General features: G+C 45.1%; 17 protein-coding genes. 4 read left to right on the top strand and 13 right to left on the bottom strand.

The window, feature by feature from the left end; translation table 11 throughout:
• The first annotated feature begins 77 nt into the window (after positions 1-77).
• Both JO154_RS10955 and JO154_RS10950 read left to right on the top strand, forming a co-directional pair.
• Complete coding sequence (locus JO154_RS10955) at positions 78-1,067, top strand: hypothetical protein (protein ID WP_291945133.1); 990 nt, start codon at positions 78-80, stop codon at positions 1,065-1,067.
• The gene (locus tag JO154_RS10950; RefSeq protein ID WP_291945130.1) at positions 1,045-1,734 is read left to right on the top strand and encodes a TauD/TfdA family dioxygenase; all 690 of its coding nucleotides are present in this window, start codon (positions 1,045-1,047) and stop codon (positions 1,732-1,734) included. Before JO154_RS10955 ends, JO154_RS10950 begins: the two co-directional genes overlap by 23 nt.
• 58 nt (positions 1,735-1,792) lie before the next feature.
• On the opposite strand, the gene JO154_RS10945 is transcribed toward JO154_RS10950, so the two are convergent.
• From JO154_RS10945 to JO154_RS10920, 6 genes are all read right to left on the bottom strand, one after another.
• The gene (locus JO154_RS10945; RefSeq protein ID WP_291945127.1) at positions 1,793-2,839 is read right to left on the bottom strand and encodes a glycosyl hydrolase family 18 protein; all 1,047 of its coding nucleotides are present in this window, start codon (positions 2,837-2,839) and stop codon (positions 1,793-1,795) included.
• Positions 2,840-2,892: 53 nt separating this feature from the next.
• A complete protein-coding gene (locus tag JO154_RS10940; RefSeq protein ID WP_291945124.1) occupies positions 2,893-4,431 on the bottom strand; it encodes a SusD/RagB family nutrient-binding outer membrane lipoprotein in 1,539 nt (512 codons plus the stop codon).
• 10 nt (positions 4,432-4,441) lie between these two features.
• Positions 4,442-7,684 carry a SusC/RagA family TonB-linked outer membrane protein gene (locus JO154_RS10935; RefSeq protein ID WP_291945122.1) on the bottom strand — a complete coding sequence of 1,081 codons (3,243 nt, stop codon included), beginning with the start codon at positions 7,682-7,684 and terminating at the stop codon, positions 4,442-4,444.
• Between the two features lie 250 nt (positions 7,685-7,934).
• Positions 7,935-8,912: a FecR family protein gene (locus JO154_RS10930; protein ID WP_291945120.1), complete on the bottom strand. Its 978-nt coding sequence runs from the start codon at positions 8,910-8,912 to the stop codon at positions 7,935-7,937.
• A gap of 48 nt (positions 8,913-8,960) precedes the next feature.
• Positions 8,961-9,512: an RNA polymerase sigma-70 factor gene (locus JO154_RS10925; RefSeq protein ID WP_291945118.1), complete on the bottom strand. Its 552-nt coding sequence runs from the start codon at positions 9,510-9,512 to the stop codon at positions 8,961-8,963.
• A gap of 78 nt (positions 9,513-9,590) precedes the next feature.
• Positions 9,591-10,118: a hypothetical protein gene (locus tag JO154_RS10920; RefSeq protein ID WP_291945115.1), complete on the bottom strand. Its 528-nt coding sequence runs from the start codon at positions 10,116-10,118 to the stop codon at positions 9,591-9,593.
• A 108-nt stretch (positions 10,119-10,226) separates the two neighbouring features.
• On the opposite strand from JO154_RS10920, the gene JO154_RS10915 reads away from it, so the two are divergent.
• The gene (locus JO154_RS10915) at positions 10,227-10,787 is read left to right on the top strand and encodes a hypothetical protein (RefSeq protein WP_291945112.1); all 561 of its coding nucleotides are present in this window, start codon (positions 10,227-10,229) and stop codon (positions 10,785-10,787) included.
• A 17-nt stretch (positions 10,788-10,804) separates the two neighbouring features.
• On the opposite strand, the gene JO154_RS10910 is transcribed toward JO154_RS10915, so the two are convergent.
• The 7 genes from JO154_RS10910 to JO154_RS10880 are packed head-to-tail and all read right to left on the bottom strand — an operon-like array spanning position 10,805 to position 19,483.
• Positions 10,805-11,521, bottom strand: coding sequence for a GNAT family N-acetyltransferase (locus tag JO154_RS10910; RefSeq protein ID WP_291945109.1), 717 nt, complete (start codon positions 11,519-11,521; stop codon positions 10,805-10,807).
• 47 nt (positions 11,522-11,568) lie between these two features.
• Positions 11,569-12,327: a LytTR family DNA-binding domain-containing protein gene (locus tag JO154_RS10905; RefSeq protein WP_291945106.1), complete on the bottom strand. Its 759-nt coding sequence runs from the start codon at positions 12,325-12,327 to the stop codon at positions 11,569-11,571.
• Between the two features lie 8 nt (positions 12,328-12,335).
• Positions 12,336-13,418 carry a histidine kinase gene (locus tag JO154_RS10900; RefSeq protein ID WP_291945104.1) on the bottom strand — a complete coding sequence of 361 codons (1,083 nt, stop codon included), beginning with the start codon at positions 13,416-13,418 and terminating at the stop codon, positions 12,336-12,338.
• A gap of 28 nt (positions 13,419-13,446) precedes the next feature.
• Positions 13,447-14,850: an efflux transporter outer membrane subunit gene (locus JO154_RS10895; RefSeq protein ID WP_291945102.1), complete on the bottom strand. Its 1,404-nt coding sequence runs from the start codon at positions 14,848-14,850 to the stop codon at positions 13,447-13,449.
• A gap of 3 nt (positions 14,851-14,853) precedes the next feature.
• The gene (locus tag JO154_RS10890; protein WP_291945100.1) at positions 14,854-17,979 is read right to left on the bottom strand and encodes an efflux RND transporter permease subunit; all 3,126 of its coding nucleotides are present in this window, start codon (positions 17,977-17,979) and stop codon (positions 14,854-14,856) included.
• 26 nt (positions 17,980-18,005) lie between these two features.
• Positions 18,006-19,145 (bottom strand): efflux RND transporter periplasmic adaptor subunit, encoded by a 1,140-nt coding sequence (locus tag JO154_RS10885; RefSeq protein ID WP_291945095.1) that lies wholly within the window; start codon positions 19,143-19,145, stop codon positions 18,006-18,008.
• A 20-nt stretch (positions 19,146-19,165) separates the two neighbouring features.
• On the bottom strand, positions 19,166-19,483 hold the full coding sequence (locus tag JO154_RS10880; RefSeq protein ID WP_291945092.1) for a multidrug efflux SMR transporter: 318 nt from the start codon (positions 19,481-19,483) through the stop codon (positions 19,166-19,168).
• Between the two features lie 174 nt (positions 19,484-19,657).
• Here JO154_RS10880 and JO154_RS10875 point away from each other — a divergent pair, with 174 nt between their 5' ends.
• A complete protein-coding gene (locus JO154_RS10875) occupies positions 19,658-20,302 on the top strand; it encodes a DUF6794 domain-containing protein (protein ID WP_291945088.1) in 645 nt (214 codons plus the stop codon).
• Positions 20,303-20,331 lie beyond the last annotated feature (29 nt).

Raw genomic sequence — 20,331 nt, 5'->3', positions numbered from 1 at the left:
TTAAAATCCCGTTTTTCAAGTTAAGAATGACCCTCAATAATTAAACCTGTATTACTTCATCTTCAAAAATGAATTACATGAATCGTTTGTTGAAATTTGACGATAGCAAAGCCCTTGCCTTCCAAAGGCCCTCACTCACATCGGTCAATGAAAAGGACTTGTCTACCATGCCCGTATATGATATCCTATGTGGGAAAAGTGCAGGCCTTCCATTTGAGTATTTGATGACTGATATCTATTCTGGATGTCTGCCCATTAAGAGTATTTGCTATGGCAATTGTTCCGCAGCGGAATATTGGATCAACAAAGGATACAATTTTGGATCACGTCATATCAATAACTTTGATGAAGCCAGCTTCAGGAAATCTATTGAGCAGCTATCACCCGATCAGCGTTGGCTCCGTCAGGGTTGGGTTTCAGACGTTTCCCTCTCCAAAAAATCCTGGGAATTATTGGGCCCCATCTCTGATGTATTGATGGAATACAACATCCACATGGTGATCATCACAAAGATCTTTACCAAACCTTCCGAAGAGGTCATGCGTAAACTGGCGGCCAATAAAACAGAACTGCGTGTATCCATTTCCGCTATAGATACCAAACATGAGATAGAACGAAGATTTGATGGATTAGAAGCTTATAGGCAGGAAGGCGGACTTTCCGTACCCTACCTCATGTCTTTCAAATATGCAGATGAGATACTCAGAAACAACCAGGAACTGATTGTTGAGAAAATTGTGGAAGATGATTATATCGGCGCCGAACACCCCTTGCGCTTAAGCAATGATAACCTCGGCTTGGATAGTGCAGAAACCGAAAGGCACTACCATCCTAAATTTGCAGACCAAACCTGGTTCGGACGCCTATACGAAGAAGTAGGGAATTTCATCCTCCCTCCTCCTACTTTCCTGCCGGCAGATTATACTTTCGATTTCCTCCGATATAGCGATGTACAGAAAGCAGGCGCTCAGTTTAAGTTTAATAATCTTCCTACTTATAAGGACCTGATTGAAAAAAATTTGATTCACAATAATACTTTTGATCATGCAAGCTACGACGTTAAATAAGGACCTGTCTACCTTTGCTGCGGATGAAGCAGAGATCCTCGACGCCATTTCCGAGCCATTAGCGAAACAAGGATATGCGGTGGCTAATATCGGCGATATCTCCGCTGATACGCTCCTTTCCATCGCCTACTATTTCGGGGAAGTAATTCCTATCGGCAGAGGGAATGACCATATAACTGTCATTCACACCAGCTCCAGTGTTGGCTCTAAAAACGTTCCGTTGCATAATGATAAATCCTACTGGCGCATTCCTCCTAAATACCTAATTCTGTATTGCCGTGAATCCAGTGGATTTGAGAACAATCATATGCATGTATCCGATATCCATGGCGCATTTGAACAACTCAGCGAAACAGAAAAACAAAGCCTAATAGATCGTAACTTGGATATCTTCCATCCTTCCAACAGAAGTAGCGGCACCCTCAAAGGCAAGCTGGTAAACTATCTGAACGGAGACGTATTCTACAGATTACGTTCAGACACCATCGAGAAAGACTGGGAAGCATTCAATCACTGGGATCAACTAGTAATTGATAATCTCATCGAAGTACCTTTCAATCCTGGTACATTACTCATTATGGATAACTGGAAATTCGCCCATGGCAGAAGACTCACTTCTGTAGAAACTGGCTATTCCAGAACCATCAACAGGGTATTAATCATGTAACAACATAAAAAATAAAACCGGTGACCCAACTGGTCACCGGTTTTAATATATTTCAACACTATTGCAGCTTATTATAAATGGTTGTCAACAACGATCGACTATCCGTACTGACCACATCCTGCTGTATCTCCCAAATACTAATTCCGCCAGCACCATGACTAGTGGCATAATCCACCTTGCTTTGAATGGTAGGTATGCCATTATAATAGATGATACCTCCTCCCGGAATATTGACCGTATCCCGATTTTCTGCCCCTGGATAAGTAGTCACTATATCACTATAGCTGTAACCTGTTTGCGTCAAACTGGAACCAAATGCATACCCATAAAAAGGTACGCCCATAAATAGTTTTCCGGCAGGCACCCCTCTACTCAGGAAAAACTGAAAATCATTCACCGCAAGGGTATAAGATGAATGCTGGCCAGGAGCACCAGGATTCCAAGGACCAGTAGAGTCATAAGACATAATATTAATCAGGTTGAATTTATTCAACGTCGCAGAAGATATAAAGTAATCCGCCGCTTCCCATTTGGCCAACGCCACATTTACATCCTTATAATTCGCGGTCATGGCAACTTTTAGATCATTGATAAATCCTGCATACCGGGCGGTATCGGCGGTAATCAGATCATTTTCCAAATCTATATCGATGCCGTCAAATCCTAGATAGGTAGTGAAGTATACAATATTACTGATCAGCGTACTACGATTGGCAGCACTTATATAAGTAGCCAATGATGCCGGCGGATTGCCCCCTCCAATAGAGAAATAAACTCTCCTGCTCTGATTATGCAATGTTTGAATCAGGGAACCCAAGGCCGTCCAGTTTTCATTAGCGAAGTTGCCGTTTGCATTGGGATTGATGAATGCAATGTTCACATCTGTGATTTTAGTGAGGTCAATACTGCTCAGATGCGAATTCCAGTCGTGGTCCGATCTGAAGAAATACGCCACCACGCGCCCTTTAGGAAAGCTGGTGATAATCCGGGATTCTGTCACAGGTTTACCATTGGCATTCCCGTTGGTAAGTCCACGAGGAGCCTGGGAAGTTTTAGTACAGGCAATGGTAAATAATACCCCCATACAAATGAGTAGCTGTTTCATATGTATCAATTTTAAATAAGAAGAAAAATGAATCTATGTGCGATGTAGTAGGTCTATTGTTTATCCCACCATACTGGTTTCATCCAATCATTTTGTCCGCCTATACGATTGAGTGCATCCTGATAATTGGTGGTGTTATTATAGGCTTCTGTGCCTGGATAAAATAATCTTTTAAATGGCTTTTTATTGGTTTCTGACTCTCCTCCAACATCCTGTACTGGTTGCAATGCCGGGAAACCGCTCCGCCGCTGATTAGCAAAGGCTTCTGCTCCATTTGGAAACAATGCTACCCATTTCTGCATATTGATCTGTTCTATTGCCTTTCCAGCACTCAGTACATGGGCATTGACAAAATCATCAACCTGTTGCTGGTTAATCGCAGGCATGCCAGGGTACATTTCCAATTGCTTCATGGCTGCTCGGATACCACGTTGATAGTGTACATTGGCATCTTCCGCAATCCAGTTCTTCGCTGCCGCTTCTGCCAATAAGAATTCCGTTTCTGCATAACCCATATGAAGAAAAGACGCACCCAGACTGGAAAACACAGGGTTGATGGTACAAAATTTATTGCCATGAGGAATCACCGTTCCATTTTTGGCCACAAAATCGGCCCACTGGTCCCACCAATACAATCCTGGCTGTATGGAAAAGTAATTGGTAAGGGAAGTAATATCATTTCCATTCGCATCTTTATTGACGAAAAAGGAGGCGATGCGAGGGTCTTGTTCTGCTTTTAGATAGTCGGTAAACGTACTGCAGCCAATCGTGTACTTATAGGTATCGGACTCACTAAGCGATTGACTCAAACCATTCCCACGGAGGTCCGGAAAATTAAACGCTTCGTGCAACATCCGGAAGTTATCGTCGCTGGATTGCATCAACCCTCCTTTATAGGCTGCTGCGGCTTCTTGTGCTGCGGTGGTAGGATCAACATTACTGAGTCTAACGGCAAGGCGCAAACGAAGTGAATTGGCTAATTTCTTCCATTTTTCAATGGCGCCATTATAAACGATATCATTGGCGATCGCCTGTTTGGAAGCATCAAACTGTTTTACGGCTTCATCCAGCTCCTTGAAAAAATCATGGTAAATATCCTGCTGACGATCATACACAGGGGTATACACTTTTTGATAATAGGCTACTCCAGCCTGCGAATAAGGAATATCTCCATAACAATCTGTCAATACCGAAAAGAGGTACACCTTCAGTATCCTGGCCGCCGCTATATAATTTACCAGGTCCTGATCATCTTTACAGCGTGCAATCATATCTGCCAACTGCTTGATACTTTTGCCATAATAAATTTCCCAGATGCGGTCATTATAGAAATCATTACGAATATATTTGGTGCCGGACCGCATGCCCCAGGCGCCGTTTACATATTGTACCCTTGGTAGAAACAAATACAGGTTAGGATAGCCTGTCTCTCTACCGCCAGTCATATAATATGCGGCAGCGGCCAATTGCTGACCAGGAGCAATGGAAGCCCCTTTGGTCGGGTCTGTATTCAGTTGCTCAAAGTCCCTGGTACAACTATGCATGACCAGGCTAATGAAAAATAATACGAGTATATAACAATTACGTTTCATCTTTCCTGATTTAAAATTTTGCATAAACATTAATTCCATATGACCGGCGTGTAGGAAGGGAACCATATTCAAAGCCTTGCCCATTACCATTATTATAGCTGGACTCCGGATCTACATTGGGCACATGTTTACTGAGGGTGAATAGATTTCGAGCCACCAGCGAAACAGATAAGTCGCGGATAATACTATGATGCAGGATGGACGTAGGGAAATGATAATCGATGTTCACCTGTCTGATTTTTACAAAGGAGGCATCATACACAAATGGTTCTGGTATATTATCCGCTACACGTTGCCAATAAGCTTGCGGATTGACGTAGGCACTCACGGCGGTATAAGTGGGCTTTCCACTGGCATCCGTGCCGGTTTGTTGCACACCATTCACAGGAAGCCCTCCGGTGGCGGTCCACTGATCAGGGGTTTTACCTGCTGCCAGTCGGGCTTTTTCAGATGCTGCCCACTCGTCGCGTCCTTGAATGGTGCCCTTCTGTCGACCGTTGGAATAAGCCAGGAGATTGGTCATGGAGTATATATTACCGCCTTGTTTGATATCCAATAATACATTCAGCGAAAAGTGCTTATAGGAAAACCGATTGGTAATGCCGCCAATCCAGTCATATTGTCCATTGCCAAGTCTGGCATCTGTGGCATCATACTGTGGTAGATTGTTGGCATCCAAGATAAGTTGTCCTTGTTGCGTCCGGAGAAACTTTCGTCCTACTATCATTCCATATTCCTGTCCTTCCTGGGCCACGATGGAGGCATTCGCCCAACGGGCAGATGCCAGGGTGTAATAACCAGAAACGAGTGGACTCAATGCCAAAATCTTATTCCTGTTTCGTGCAAAATTGAATCCCAGGTCCCAGTTAAAATTTTTGGACACAATTGGTTTTGACAGCAGGGTCACCTCTATACCTCTGTTACGCACATTCCCAGAATTGATGACCGCAGTGGTATAGCCGCTGGTGGAAGATATAGGGGCATTCAGGATCTGATTACGGGTATTGGACTGGTACCAGGTAACATCCAGGTTAAGACGATTTTGTAGGAAGATGAGATTCGCTCCTGCTTCATAAGCCCTACTGATACTGGGTTTCAGTTCATAAAACGGCACCTTGTCTACCGCTACACCGCCAATAGCATAACCAGCCACGGTAGGCATATCGGGATTACTGCCATACGTTAATTTCAACTGGTAAGGATCTACGGCATCTGTTCCTGTTTGAGCGATGGAGAATCTTAATTTGCCGAATGAAAGCCAGTCCATCTTTGGCAGCAATTCAGAAAACACAAAACTGGTGGATACAGAGGGATAAAAGAAGGAGTTATGTCCTGCGGCCAAGGTAGATGACCAATCATTGCGCCCAGTAATATCTAGGTATAGCAAGCGGTCAAATGCCAAGTTCACTGCACCATAAACGGAATTGATACGTTTCCTGGAAATTACTTCTGTACTGATTTTCGTCTGGAAATTATTAATGCTTTGCACACCTCTTACACTGATATCCCTTCCTGTGGTGATCAATTGATCATCATTATAATCCATGCGGTTGGTTCCCAGGTTAGCGCCTATCCAAAATCGCTTTACCTGCTTGCCAAAATTGAGCATGAGTTCTGTATTGGTTTCCCGCAGCGTCCTATCTTTCAGTACAATCATGCCTGATTCATTGAATGGCGTACTCGCTTCCATAAATTCCCGAAAACTGAACCGGGTAAAATCCGTTCCTATTCTACCTTGCACCGCCAATTCCGGCAGCAACTGATATTTCAATTGTACAAAACCATTTAGTCGGTCCTGTTTACTGGTATTGGGTTGTTCATTGATTGCCCAATAGGGGTTCACTTGGTAGGGATTATTATTCCAATTAATATACTTTCCTGTAACAGGGTCTTTGTAATCTTTCAACCAGTTGATATCAATATTCGGTGCAATACCACTCAATACATACCCGATATTATTTGGATTATCAGACAAAGCGGGCCGGTTGTCTACTTTTTCGTTGAGATAAGAGATCTTCGCATCTAAGCTAAGCTTGGAGGTAAGTTTCGAGGTCCCTCTCAGGGAAAGGTTCTGACGCTGCAGGCCGCTCTGTGGTACAATATCATTATTTCGTAGGTTGGTGTAGGTTAGCCTCAACTGCGTTTGTTCGTTACCGGAGGATACAGATACGGAATTGGTCAATGTCAGTCCCGTCCTGAAAAATTTCCGGATGGAGTTTTTGGCATCTACATAGGGAACTTGGGTACCATTCCATAACCAGACCATACTATCGCTATTCATTTTCGGACCCCAGCTAGACTGGGCGTAGCCCTGGGCAGTGGCGGCATCTTTAGGCAATAGACCGTCTCTCCCACTGCCATAGATTTGCTGAAAATCGTAACTGTTATTGATACTCTCTACCACGGCATTGGAATTCAATTCTACTTCCAATCCTTTACCCGCACCTTTTTTAGTAGTAATAAGGATTACGCCGTTTGCTGCGCGACTGCCATACAACGCGGTAGCAGCGCCCCCTTTCAGCACGGAAATAGTGGCTATTTCATCCGGGTTAATAATAGAGGACCCATCCCCCAGATCATAACCGCCATACTTATCCGCCTGGCCGGCAGAGGAGTTACTGGCAGGAACACCATCTATCACATAGAGTGGCTGATTATCACCACCAATTATCTTCACCCCGCGCAAGGTTACTTTCACAGATCCGCCAACGCCACTGTTAGTGGCATTTACGTCCAATCCAGCTACCCTACCGCTGAGCGCTTCCAAGGGATTATTCTCACGGGCGGTAGTCAATTCGCTCCCTTTTACATTCGTATAGGCATAACCGAGAGATCGCTCCTGGCGGCCTAAGCCCAAAGCAGTGACTACAACGGTGTTCATATCTATGACTTTGGGTGCTGGCAGCGAATCGCTGGCGGTTAAGTGATTACTCACCGACTCCCGGATAATTATCTGCATACCAATAGCCTTGATAGTATATTTTAACGGCGGAAATATTTTTTCCAGTACAACGCCAATGGCTATCTGCTTTTCATGAAAAGATAATTTAGGTAAATTGGTGACTACGGGTTGCGTATAGGCAAAAGATACGCCTGCCTGCTTCTCTATAAGTGCAAGAATATCCTGTACGGCCATATCCTTTACCTCCAGTGATACTTTTATGCGGAGTGGGTCCGTTTTCTCCTGCGCCGACATTGATATACAGCGGCATATTAAGGCAACGGCAACGAGTATACGATAAATGATTCTCATTGATTTTTATTTTTTGAATACGATGTCAAGATCCTGGCATACCTCTTCCATGCTGACATGAAGCAGCCTACAGCTGATAACAGCCGCGCCATTCAACAGGTAGTAATACAATGCTTATCGGGTGATTAAATCCGTGCGTGAAATAACAGTTGTGTTATGTGTGACTTCCTTGATCCTGGTTGTTAAAATACTATGTTAATCGATGCTATTCTATGATATATGCAGTGACAATATGCGTGTCTTGATACTATTATTTTTTGGCCGTCCCTAACTGGTAAGTACTATCAGACAACTGTTTCATGCCTGTACCCAAGGTAAATGAAAGTATCTGGAGTGCCTCATTCGCTGATACATCAGAAACATCAAGGCTTACTGTAAATGCTAACAGCTTGGCATCCATTACAGCTATTTTTATATGATAAATCGTTTCCATCGTGCGCAATACGACTTCCAGATTTTTTTCATGGAAACGAAGATTACGATTACTCCAACTTCCTCGATAGGCATAATGACCTGTAGGCTGACTAACACGCCCTGCTGTATCGATAATGGCGAGACCGCCAGCCGTCAGTAGTATAGGTTGTCCTTTACTACCGGCAACGCTTACACGTCCATCCCAGACCGCCACGTCGCTATAGGTAGGGGTAGCTTTAATATTAAAAGAGGTACCTAGTACGGTGACAGTTCCCGTTGGCAGTTGCACGGTGAATGCACGCTTCGCATCTTTTGCTACCTTCAAGAAGGCTTCTCCCTGCTGCATCCGGACTTCCCGCTGCGATTTCCCCAATCTCCAGGTGATACCCGTACCAGGACGCAGTATGACCTTAGAACCATCCTCCAACGAAACACTGTCGATCCCATTCTTGCTGGCGGTGAAGGTATGCCACTCTGCCCCTGCGGAATGGTAACCATACCATGCCCCTGTCAACACCAGTAAAGGCAATACTACCGCTGCCACGCGCCACCATATACGGTACATCGATTTCACTTTTGCCACTGGTGGTGGAGGCGCTACTATACCCAGTTGCGCAGTCAACGACTCCCAGCCTTCCTGTACGGAAAATTCCTGGGGCAATTGGCCGGCAGACTCCCATACCTGCTGCATCACTGCAAACAACTGACGATTGTCGGCAGATGCATTCAGCCAGGATTCAACGGCTTGTGCCAGCTCCTGGTTGTCGGGATCATTGAGGTATGCTATGATGGTATCGTTTATATGCTTTTCCATATGCGTATACTATAATGACAATCCAGCTATCCTAAACTTTGATACCTTTTAAAAATTTTTTTTCGGAAGGAGGGCTACTCGAAGAGATTTAAGGGCTATGGAGATTTGAAAGTATACGGTATTAAGAGAAATATTAAGCTGGGAGGCGATTTCGGCAGGCTCTAGTCCATGTATACGGCTGAGGAGAAATATTTCCCTGCAACGAGGAGGCAAACCCTGTAAATGCTGCATTAGCTCGCGCTGGAATAGAATATAATCTGAAGTATGATGAAACGACTGTTCATCTGCATGAAACTGTAATAATTCTTCTCCCACATGACGCTGGCGTCTTTTCAATTCATTCAACGCCCTGTTACTTATCGCCCGAAACAAATAATGTTTCACCTGCCCTTCTATAATAATCTGATCCGCCTTTTCCCAGAGGGAAACGAACAAATTATGCACGATATCCTTGGCAAGATCACTGTCTTTCACCCAATGATGCGCCAGCAGATATAGTTCTTCACTATATGCTTTATATAAGTCCTGAAAGATTTGTATGTCCCGATTACGAAATGCTTCCGTAACCTGTGCCGGGGAATAAGGAAAAACGTCTTTCATTTAATTCATCCTAATAGGGACAATGTAATGATACAAAATTTTATTACAGTTCGAAAGTTTTCAGTAGTTATGCTGATTTTATCTTACAATCGCGAATTCCCAATCTGTATCGAAATCCTTCATCGCCTGTACATTCAGGTCTATGTACTTCTTGTCTCCCTTAATTACAAAATGCAAATCACCTGCGGCTGCATAACCGTCAGACCCGCCACTGGAGGAAACGCCACCAAAAGGCACCACAAACACACCCTTGATATTGCCGACTTCCTGTTGTATGGCTTTGTTCTGCTTTATATAAGTAAGCGTTCTGTCACAAATATCTGTATGGGGTATGGCAACAAGGAATATCATCTTAACAAGCAAGATAAACGCGGAAATCCCCAACACAATCATCTCCCATATCGCCTTGGAACCTGGTGGACGGTTTTTAATTCTGGTGGCCATCCATAGGATAATCGACACAAAGAAAAGCGTCCAACCAATCGTCTTGCTCTCCCAGAAGAAATAGATGCTACACCATCTGCACACATATCCATAACATAAAAATACAATGGCGGCAATGGAAGTTCCTTTAAATAAAGAAGATTGGGCGTTGAAAAAATTCATAGTTAAATGGTTTTATAGTCAAGTTAAACATACAATTTTATTACATATATACTCACCCTAAATATTTCATGACAAAAAATTCGGATCTTGCAACAGTAGATTTTAACCATGCAATCCGATTATTTCAAACCACTCCAGGTCGAATTATTACCCATAGCCGGTGACTATAATGCATATGACATCACAAGCCCTATGCCCGCTTGTGCAACGGTTATCCAAGCATTATTAAGCAACGCTTCCTATGCCTGCGTGTATGGGTTAAAGAAAGAAATGCCTTTTTTTCAATCGCATGCCGATATATTGATAGCCGATAAAGGCAAGTACAGGTTTGATCTCACGCAAGACTGTATTAACGGGCATGCCTATCTCTGGCAAGCCCGCGCATGGGAACGTGGTTCCATTGTCCTGGAACTAGCAGAAAATAAGATGGATTTCGCACAAATATTACAGCATACTTATAGGCCCAGTCTCAGTGAAACGCCCAATATGGGCAATTCACCGGCGGCCATTAAGAAATGTAAAGCAATAGCGGCAACAGGAAATATTGCTATTTGTTTCCCTGCCTCCAACGGTATTGAATGGATGAGTATATACGCCAATGGTCCAGCATTTGAGCGGATACTCCAATTAGCAGCAACACATTGCCAACAGCAAGATTATTACAGGTGAAAGCTTACTACAGATCCTTAATCTACTACTACTTCCCATTTCCCCAACAGCGTCAGACCGGCCGCTGTGGCCAATCGTACAGAAGGCAAATTATCTATCTGACAACGATACTGCGGTTCATAACCCTGCGTTATCGCATGTCGGAAAATAGCGCGTACCAGCTTTTTAGCTATTCCCTTTCCGCGGAAATCCTCCAGGGTAAGCACTCCTACATCCATCATCGCGGTGGCATCCCATGGATAAATACTAGCCGCCGCCACTAGCTGATCCTGGAAAAAATATCCGAATACCGCCGAATGATCTAATTCCACAAAAGCCCCATCCAGATCCGCGGTCGTTGCATGCGATCGAAAGATCTCAAAAGCACGTGTATCCGCCTCCGTTAGTAGCCGAATATTCTTAGCTGGCTGCTCTGCCAATACCGCCTGTTTCTCCGCAGCAGTATAATAATAAAGGTAATCCGCTCCATTCAACAGCGTCCCAGCAGCGGCCAACTGCTGGCGAAATACCTGCTCCGTTAATGCCGACTGTCCATACAATCCAGCAGATCGGGCCATATCAGGTGTAACGGCGGCAAGGGTGGCACCTCCTTCAATAGACAATATCATTACCCTGTCTGAGGCTTCCAACGCCGGATTAACAGTAAGCATAAAGACGCCATCTTGCGCGAGTAAGTCTCCGCTTTGCATGGCATCCTGCCAATAAGTAGTGATAACAGGTGAAAACGATATCATGGTTTCTAAAATATAACGGGAAATTCCGGTTTTTTGCTAAAGCGGTATCACCTATCCAGCCACTGTTTAAACCTTGCTGCCTTGTCTTTGCTGATAAGTACCTCCTTATCTGGATGATGTTTCAGCTCCACTTTTAATTTACCGTTAAAGCTATTATGTATTTTTGCGATGGCATTCACATGAATCAAGAATTGCCTGTTTGCTCTGAAAAAATATTCCGGGTCTAAATCTTCTTCTAATTCATCCAAGGAATAAGTAACCGTTTCCTCCTGATCCTTGCCCAACACCAGTTTCGTAGCCTTAAGCTCTGAATACGCGAAACTGATATCTTCCACTTGAATGGTTTTAAATCCATCATATACCGGTAACAAAAAACGCTTGCGATAAGCTTTTGTTTGCGGTTGTATCAATTGCATCAGTTGTTCTATATCCGGCAAGGGTTCCTGGGGTTTATGAACAGGGGTAATCCGATCCAGGGCCTGTTGCAAGTCTTCTTCCTGGATAGGCTTCAGGAGATAGTCTACACTGTTTACTTTAAAGGCACGTATGGCATATTCATCGTATGCAGTAGTGAAAATGACCGGACAAGGGACGGTTGTCTCCTTAAAAATATCAAAACTCAATCCATCTGTCAGTCGTATATCCATCAATGCTACATCAGGCGCTGGATGCGAGGAAAACCAGGCTACTGCATCTTCTACGCTCTCCAAAATACCAAGTACTTCATGATCTGCGGATATATCCCCTATAATGCGCTGCAATCGGGCGGCATTATGCTTTTCGTCTTCTATGATGAGTATCTTCATGACCAATTTCAGTTTAATAAAGGCAAGCTTACCTTAAAAATCTCTTCATCCTGGTAAATTTCCGGTACCCTGTCTGATAATAACCTATAACGGTTACGGATATTCTCTAATCCCAATTTGGAACTCTCCAAAGGATATGGAATGGGTTGTAAATTATTTTCCACCACCACGGATGTACTAGCCGCATCCACTGTAATATTGATCCGTAGTGGCGATGCAGGTGTTGCCCTGTTATGTTTGATGGCATTCTCTACCAATAATTGCAACGATATTGGCGGAATATGCAATGGATGATAGGCTTCTGGAATATCCATCTGTATCTGTACATTCTTGCCATGCCTGATATCTATCAGGTAGGAGAAGGCTGTCAGTAATTGTAATTCATCTTTCAAGGGTACCAAATCTTTTTTCAAATTCAGCACCATATAGCGATACACGCGCGACAAGTTATCCAAGAAAAGAGAAGCCTCTTTCGGGGCCACATGAATAAGATCCGACAGCGTACTGAAGTTATTGAACATGAAATGCGGGTCCAGTTGCAGTTTGAGCGATTGCAGTTCCGCCTGCATGGCTGTCTCCTTTAATTCCATTGCTTCTACTTTCAATTGCGTGGCCTCCAGGATAGATGCCTGCCAATGCCGTAGGAAGCCATACCCTGTGCTAATAGTACTCACAAATATGGATACGAGCAGACTCACTACAAAATACTGCCATAGATGCAAATCCTGCTCTGCGCTCAGTTTCTCATTGCCATACATGATGACATAATAAAAATCTATGGCCAACATGGTAATACCCGCGAAAACAACCACCAATACAATTTGTATCAAATACCGTAAAGTTGGAAACCCCGACCAGCCAATGTACCTGTCCAATACTTTGGCAATCCAGATACTACCTTCTATGATGGCCCAGGATTGGGCAAATCCGGTAGCAACGCGTTCAAAAATATCCCATGCAGGCTGCGTCCAGTAGTCCTTCCAGGCTATACTATTCGGGTTCAGCGCATATGTCAGCAAATCTACCAACACATACACTACGATTATGAAAAACACCTTATAGTATATCTTTGTTCTTTTACTGTCCAACATAGCCTAGAAGTTTCATGACAAATATATTTTATTTCATCCCACCACCAATGGCCTGGAATAACGCAATGCGATTGAGCAACTGTTCATTTCGCAACTGGGCCGCTTCCAGCCCCGCTTGCAGGTAATTACTCTCTGCGGTGATAATATCCAGGTAATTGGCACTCCCGTTTTTAAACAGGATCCCAGCAGCATTGACTGCCTTTTGCAGCTCCTGTTCCCGGTTTTGTGCAAATTGCAGTTGAAGCCCCAGTTCTTGTGCCTTTACATTTGCGTCTGCCACTTCTTTGTAAGCATTCAGTACGGTCTGTCTGAAGCTGATAACAGCCTTATCTCTTTCTATTTTTGCCTGTTCATACTGGAGCTTCAATCTGCCTTGATGAAATATAGGTTGTACCAATCCGCCTGCTACAGTGGAAAACAAAGAGGCGGGAACACTGAACCAATCAGACGCCTTCAGGGCATTCAATCCGCCAGTGGCGGAGAGGGTCAGTGCGGGATATAGATTTGTTAGGGAGACACCTACCCGCGCGTTTGCTGCTCGTACTTCCAGCTCCGAGGCATATACATCGGGTCTTCCAGCCAATATAGCCACTTCATAATGGTCTGCATGTGCTAACAATTCGGCCCCTGCCACGGACGCTCTAACTACCGTATCCGCATACACGCCGCAAAGTAAACTTAATGCATTCTCCTGTAAGCCAATATCCTGGCGAATTTTAGACGACAACTGTTTTACCTGTTCTAACTGCGCTACGGCTTGATGAATCCCCAAGGCATCGGCCTCGCCTACACGAAACTGCACCTGCATGATCTGTAAAGTACTATCCGCCAAGGCACGACTCCTATTCGCAATCTGCAACTGCTGATCCAATAATAGTAGGTTGTAACAGCCACTGGCTACGTCCCCTATCAAGCGCGACTGCACCGCCTTTCGTACTTCTTGCTGTTGAATATAACCTGCCAACGCCTCTTCTTTTTGTCGTTTGATTTTACCCCAGATGTCTATCTCCCAACTCATTCCCAAGGAAGCAGTAAAATCCGTATAAGCCAATGTAGCGCCTGCTCCCTCTGCCATAGCGCCATTGAAGCTATTCTTCGAGGCGGTATTGCGGGTAGCATCCAATTGCCCTTTCAGCTCCGGGAAATAATTCAGCTTCACCTGGCGGAAACCAGCCCTGGCCAGGTCTATATTCTTAATGGCGATCAACAAATCACTGTTTTTAACCAATGCAGTATCGATGAGACGCAGTAAAGTTTCATTCTTGAAAAACTCGCGGTAGCTCACCAGCACCGTGTCTCCCCGTAACAACATATCTGTATGCCGGAACTTTTCCGGTAGGTTGACATCCGGCCGTTGAAAATTCTTGGTCACACTGCATGAAACCATCACACTCCCCAACAAACCGATATATATTAATTTAGTTATGTTCATGTCTCACTTTTTATTGACAGCGAATTTTTCCTGCATCCATTGGAATACCACGTACAGCACAGGAATGATAAATAATCCCAACAATACGCCTGTAATCATGCCTCCGGCGGCACTGATACTGATAGCATGATTACCCGCCGCAGACGGCCCTTGTGCAAACATCAGCGGCACCAAACCCGCTACAAATGCGATGGAGGTCATGAGGATAGGACGCAAACGCTGGCGGGCCCCGGCTATCGCAGAACGCGTCAGACTCATGCCATCTTTCCTCGCCTGTAACGCGAATTCTACTATCAAGATGGCATTCTTAGCCAGCAATCCTACCAGCATAATCAACCCTACCTGTACATAAATACTATTCGTTATGCCAGTGAGGCCAGTAGCCAGGAATACGCCCAGGATACCAGTTGGAATGGAAAATATAACCGCCAGCGGCAATAGGTAACTCTCATATTGGGCAGACAATAACAGGTAAGTAAAGAGCAAACAAAGGCCGAAAATAAAGAGCATCTGCCCGCCTGTTTTCTTTTCTTCTTTACTCAACCCACTCCACTCATAGCCATATCCTGCCGGCAGATCGTACTCCAGCAGCTTTTCCGCTGCGGCCATCGCCTGCGAATTACTGTAACCCTCTTTAGGAAAAATATTGATGGTAACACTATTGAAGAGATTATAGCGCTCCACTACTTCCGGGCCATACACTCTTTCCAAAGTCACCAGTGTATTCAGTGGAATCATGTTCCCGTTTTGAGACCGTACAAACACTTGGCTGAGCGACTGCTCATCTGCGCGATACTCGCCAGCCGCCTGCATGTACACCCGATAAAACTTACCGAACCGGACAAAGTCGCTCGACTGTGAGCCACCATAAAACAACTGCAACGTATAGAGTATATCCTTCACCGTAGTACCCAGTTGTTGTGCCTTATCCTCATCAATCTTCATCTCAAACTGCGGAAAATCGCTACGGAAAGTGGTAAAGGCAAATCCTACCTGCGGAAGGGTATTTAGTTTCGCAATGACCTCTTTCGCAGTAGCGTTAAATTCATTGATGCCATGATCTTGTTTATCCTGTAACACCAGCTCCGCACCATTTACCGCGCCAAATCCATCTACTGGCGGATTGCGGAACATACTCAGTTCTCCTTCCGCGAGCGGCTGCAATCTTTCGTTCATCGCCATCAGGATTGCATCCATATCCTGGATAGCCCCACGATCCTTAGTGGGCTTCAGTTTAATAAACCCAATGGCGTAGGAAGGCCCGGCACTATTACTGATCAGATTGAACCCGGATACACTGGTCACTGTTTTTACTTCCGGCATCTTTTGCAAAGCACTGTCTATACGGGAGATCACCGCGGTGGTATGCTGTAGATTCGTTCCAGGAGCGAGCGACAGCGAGTATAACATAAAGCTGTCGTCTTCTGAGGGAATAAACTCCTTAGGCGCTTTGTTCATCAGCCAGAAAGAGAAAACCCCGATGATAGTGAGTCCGCCTAATGCCAGCCACTTTTTGCTGACCAAGAATTTCACGACGCGGATATATCTGTTGGTCATTTGCTCAAAACCTGTATTGAAAGCGGTAAAGAAACGTTGTTTAAAGGTCTCCGACTTTTTCGTATGCGCTTTCCCGTGATTCTTTAGCAACAATGCGCAGAGCGCAGGACTCAGCGTCAGCGCATTCACTGCGGAAATAAGAATCGCCACAGCCAACGTAAACGCAAACTGTTTGTAGAAGATACCTGCCGGTCCGTCCATAAATCCAATCGGTAGAAATACCGCAGACATCACCAGGGTAATGGATATAATCGCACTGGTGATTTCTCCCATAGTGCTCACCGTAGCTGTTTTTGCATCCTGCCCTGTTTTATCCATCTTCGCATGCACTGCCTCCACCACCACAATAGCATCATCCACCACAATCCCGATAGCCAATACCAGCGCGAAGAGTGTTAATATATTGATGGTAAAGCCCATCAGGGATAGGAAGAAGAAAGTGCCGATGATCGCCACTGGCACGGCAATCGCCGGGATCAGGGTAGATCTGAAATCTTGTAAGAAGAGAAACACGACAATGAACACCAGGATAAAAGCCTCTATCAGCGTACTTTTTACCTGTTTCACAGATTGGTCTAGTCGCTCTTTCACGCTTTGTAACACATGAAACTCCACTCCTTTCGGGAAACGTTTGCTTTCCTGTTCCAACTGTTTACGTACTGCAATTTCAATTTCATTCGCGTTGGACCCAGCCGTTTGCTGAATACCCATCGTCACGGCTTGTTTACCGTCTTCCTTGTTATTACTGTCGTAAAAACTGGCGCCAAATTCTACCCTGGCTACATCTTTGATACGTAGCATAGAGCCGTCGGCATTGGCTTTTAACACAATGCGTTCAAATTCTTCGGGCGTTTTCAGTTTCCCTTTATGCTTCACCACATATTGCATCGGCGCATTGGATTGTTCCCCGAACTTTCCTGGAGAGGCTTCCAGACTGCTATTGGCAATGGCCGCATGTACATCTAGTGGCGTAAGGTTATTCACCGCCATTTTCTGAGGGTCCAGCCAGATGCGCATTGCGTAATCCTTCCCTCCGAAGAGGTTCACGTTTCCTACGCCAGGTATACGTTTCAGCGCGGTGATGAGGTTAATTTTAGCGTAGTTCTGTAGAAACAGTTCATCGTATTTGGTACTATCGTTACTGACCAGGTTAAAATACATGATGGTACTGTTCTGTTGCTTGCTGGTAGTGATACCTGCGCGTACCACCTCTTCCGGCACCAAGCTGTTGACTTGCGCTACGCGGTTTTGCACGTTCACTGCTGCCTGGTCAGGGTTAACGCCCAGGCGGAATACCACGCGCAACGAAAAGGAACCGTCGCTGCCCGCTGTGGAGGTGATATAATCCATATTCTCCACCCCATTGATAGCATCTTCCAGCGGTGTGATAACGGAGCGGGTCACGCTTTCCGCGTTACCGCCGGGATAGGCACCAGACACGTAAACCGTTGGTGGCGCAATATCCGGGAATTGGGTAACGGGTAATTTTTGTAGACTCACCAAACCCAATAGCACCAATATCACAGAGATAACAGTAGCCAATACGGGCCTGGTAATAATATTTTTAAGCATGGAAAATCAATTTTCGTATAGGCTAACTAGTTAGTAAAATTAATATTGGCTACAGGTACGGTTTCGCCTTCCTTCACCAATTGCAGGTCCTTCCCGACGATGCGGTCGCCCGCCTTCAGACCGGCGCTCACGAGGTAGTTATTGCCGCTTTTACCTGCTATGGAGATAGCTATCCTTTCTGCCTTATTATCTTTGGCCAGGCGGTATACAAATATTTTGTGCTGTACATCCAGTGTGGCGAGAACAGGCACTAAGAGCACACCGTTGTGTTTTTCCCCCAGGATGATCTTCCCGGTATTGCCGGAGCGAAGGATGCCTTCTTTATTGTCAAATGCAGCCCGAACGCTGATAGCGCCTGTAGCAGGATCAAACTGGCCGTCTATCATTTGTACTTTACCATTTTGCGTATAGGGTTTACCGTTAGCAAGGAGTAAGGTGACTGGTGGCATGGCAGCTATCTTATCGGTGATGCTACCTTTGTATTGCTCTGTGAGTCGGAGGAAATCCTGCTCTGTCATGGAGAAATAAGCATACATTTCACTGATATCCGAGAGATGTGTCAGTGGTTGCTGGTCCGTTTTGGTAATCAGGTTCCCGATACGCTTCGGAATACGACCGATATACCCGCTCACAGGGGCTTTTATGAGGGAGAAATCCAGGTTTACTTTGGCGGCAGCAACGGTAGCTTCCTGTTGGGCCACCTGTGCTTTAGCATTTGCCTGTGTTGCTTTTGCCGCTTTCAGTTGGTAATCGGATACCACGTGATTTTTATAGAGCTCTTCACTTTTGTAGACTTCTAGGTCTGCCGTAGTGAGGGCTGCGCGTGCGGCCAGCAGTCCAGCCTGGGCGGTATGGAGCTGCTCTTTCAGGGACTGATCATTGATTTTAAACAAGGATTGCCCTTTCTGTACGAAGGCCCCTTCGTCTGTAAAGATTTTCTCTAGGTAACCATCGGCCTGGGAGCGGATGTCCACGTTCACCTTTCCTTCCAGGTGTGCGGGATATTGTAAATCTACCGTAGCATCGGTGGGTTGTACGGTGAGCACAGGGAATGCCCTGGTCACTTGCTCCTGGGGAGCGTTTTCCTGTTGATTACAGCCTGTCGCAGCGAAGAGCAGCAGTAATGATCCTGCTGCCCCGCTAATGAGTGAAATGCCTATTCTCATAAAATGTAATTAATGGGCGTTTATGCGCTGAGTTTAAGTCCGATTACTCCCATCAGGATCAGCATCGCTGAAAAGATTCTCCAGAAGGAAGCGGGGTCATTGAAAAAGAATATTCCGATAAAGAAAGTACCTGCCGCCCCGATGCCTGTCCAGACGGCGTATGCGGTCCCGATAGGAATGGATTTCTGGGCCATCCAAAGGAAAACACCACTGAGTGCCATAGCGCATACAGCCAGTGCAATCCCTGGAAATTTGCTATCGGCAGCCTGGGAAATTTTGAGTCCCAATGGCCAACCCATCTCAAAGAATCCTGCTAAAAGAAGATATATCCAAGCCATAACACTTTATTTTACAGCGCAAATTTCCAATAAGCAGGATGCATAACTATTTACTATCTGACCAACCGGAAGAATCGGGGAATGAAACGGAAATAAAGCGGATGAGTTTCGGGAGATGAGAGTCGCCCTGGCTACAATCAGCTCACATGGAATGGCCACTGCGTTTTAACATATATGGAAATCCAGTATATTCCCATCAGCCACCTATACTACCTGACCATGAAATCTGTTATTCTTTTCCTCTTACTGATAACAACTGCTATGGCAGCGTGCAGCCAGGGAATGTCCGACAAAGAGCGCAAATACATCCCAGCAGATCTGAACGAATGCATGCAGCAACTAGATAAATTTGTATCCGATAGTGATAAGGTCCGGTATAAAGAAATGCCGGTCTATTTTTTCATTGGAGCCATGGAGCAGCGTTATGGCTCCTGGATCAGGCAGCATTGGGGCTTGTGGAAGCAATCAAGGTTAAAAAGCTATTTTGAAACATTTGGAATTTCCGGTCCGCAAGATATCTCCAAGCTCATTTTCCAGCGTTATTACCACCACCTCAAGGGCCAACAGGATGAATTCGGGGAAAGCATGCAGTACTACATGGCCCACTTGGAAGAAGTAAGAGTGCTGGACTCCATCGTCAAAAGGCAACAACTAAATAAATTCCGTATAGGCGATACAGTTATCTTCTCCATAAAGCAGGACACGCGTCTATTCGGTGCCATTGTAGATAGAAAAGATACGGCCAACTGCCAGCTCAAAGTCATCTTGCTGGATAATGGAAAATCAAAATGGGTGGATGTTTGGGATATTAAAAAGTAAGTGTATCCGGGCTCGCTACTTCCGAATGA

The organism is Chitinophaga sp., assembly GCF_019236475.1.
GTDB lineage: Bacteria > Bacteroidota > Bacteroidia > Chitinophagales > Chitinophagaceae > Chitinophaga.
The sequence above is the reverse complement of the archived record's forward strand: the minus strand, read 5'-3'. Positions and strand labels throughout refer to the sequence as shown.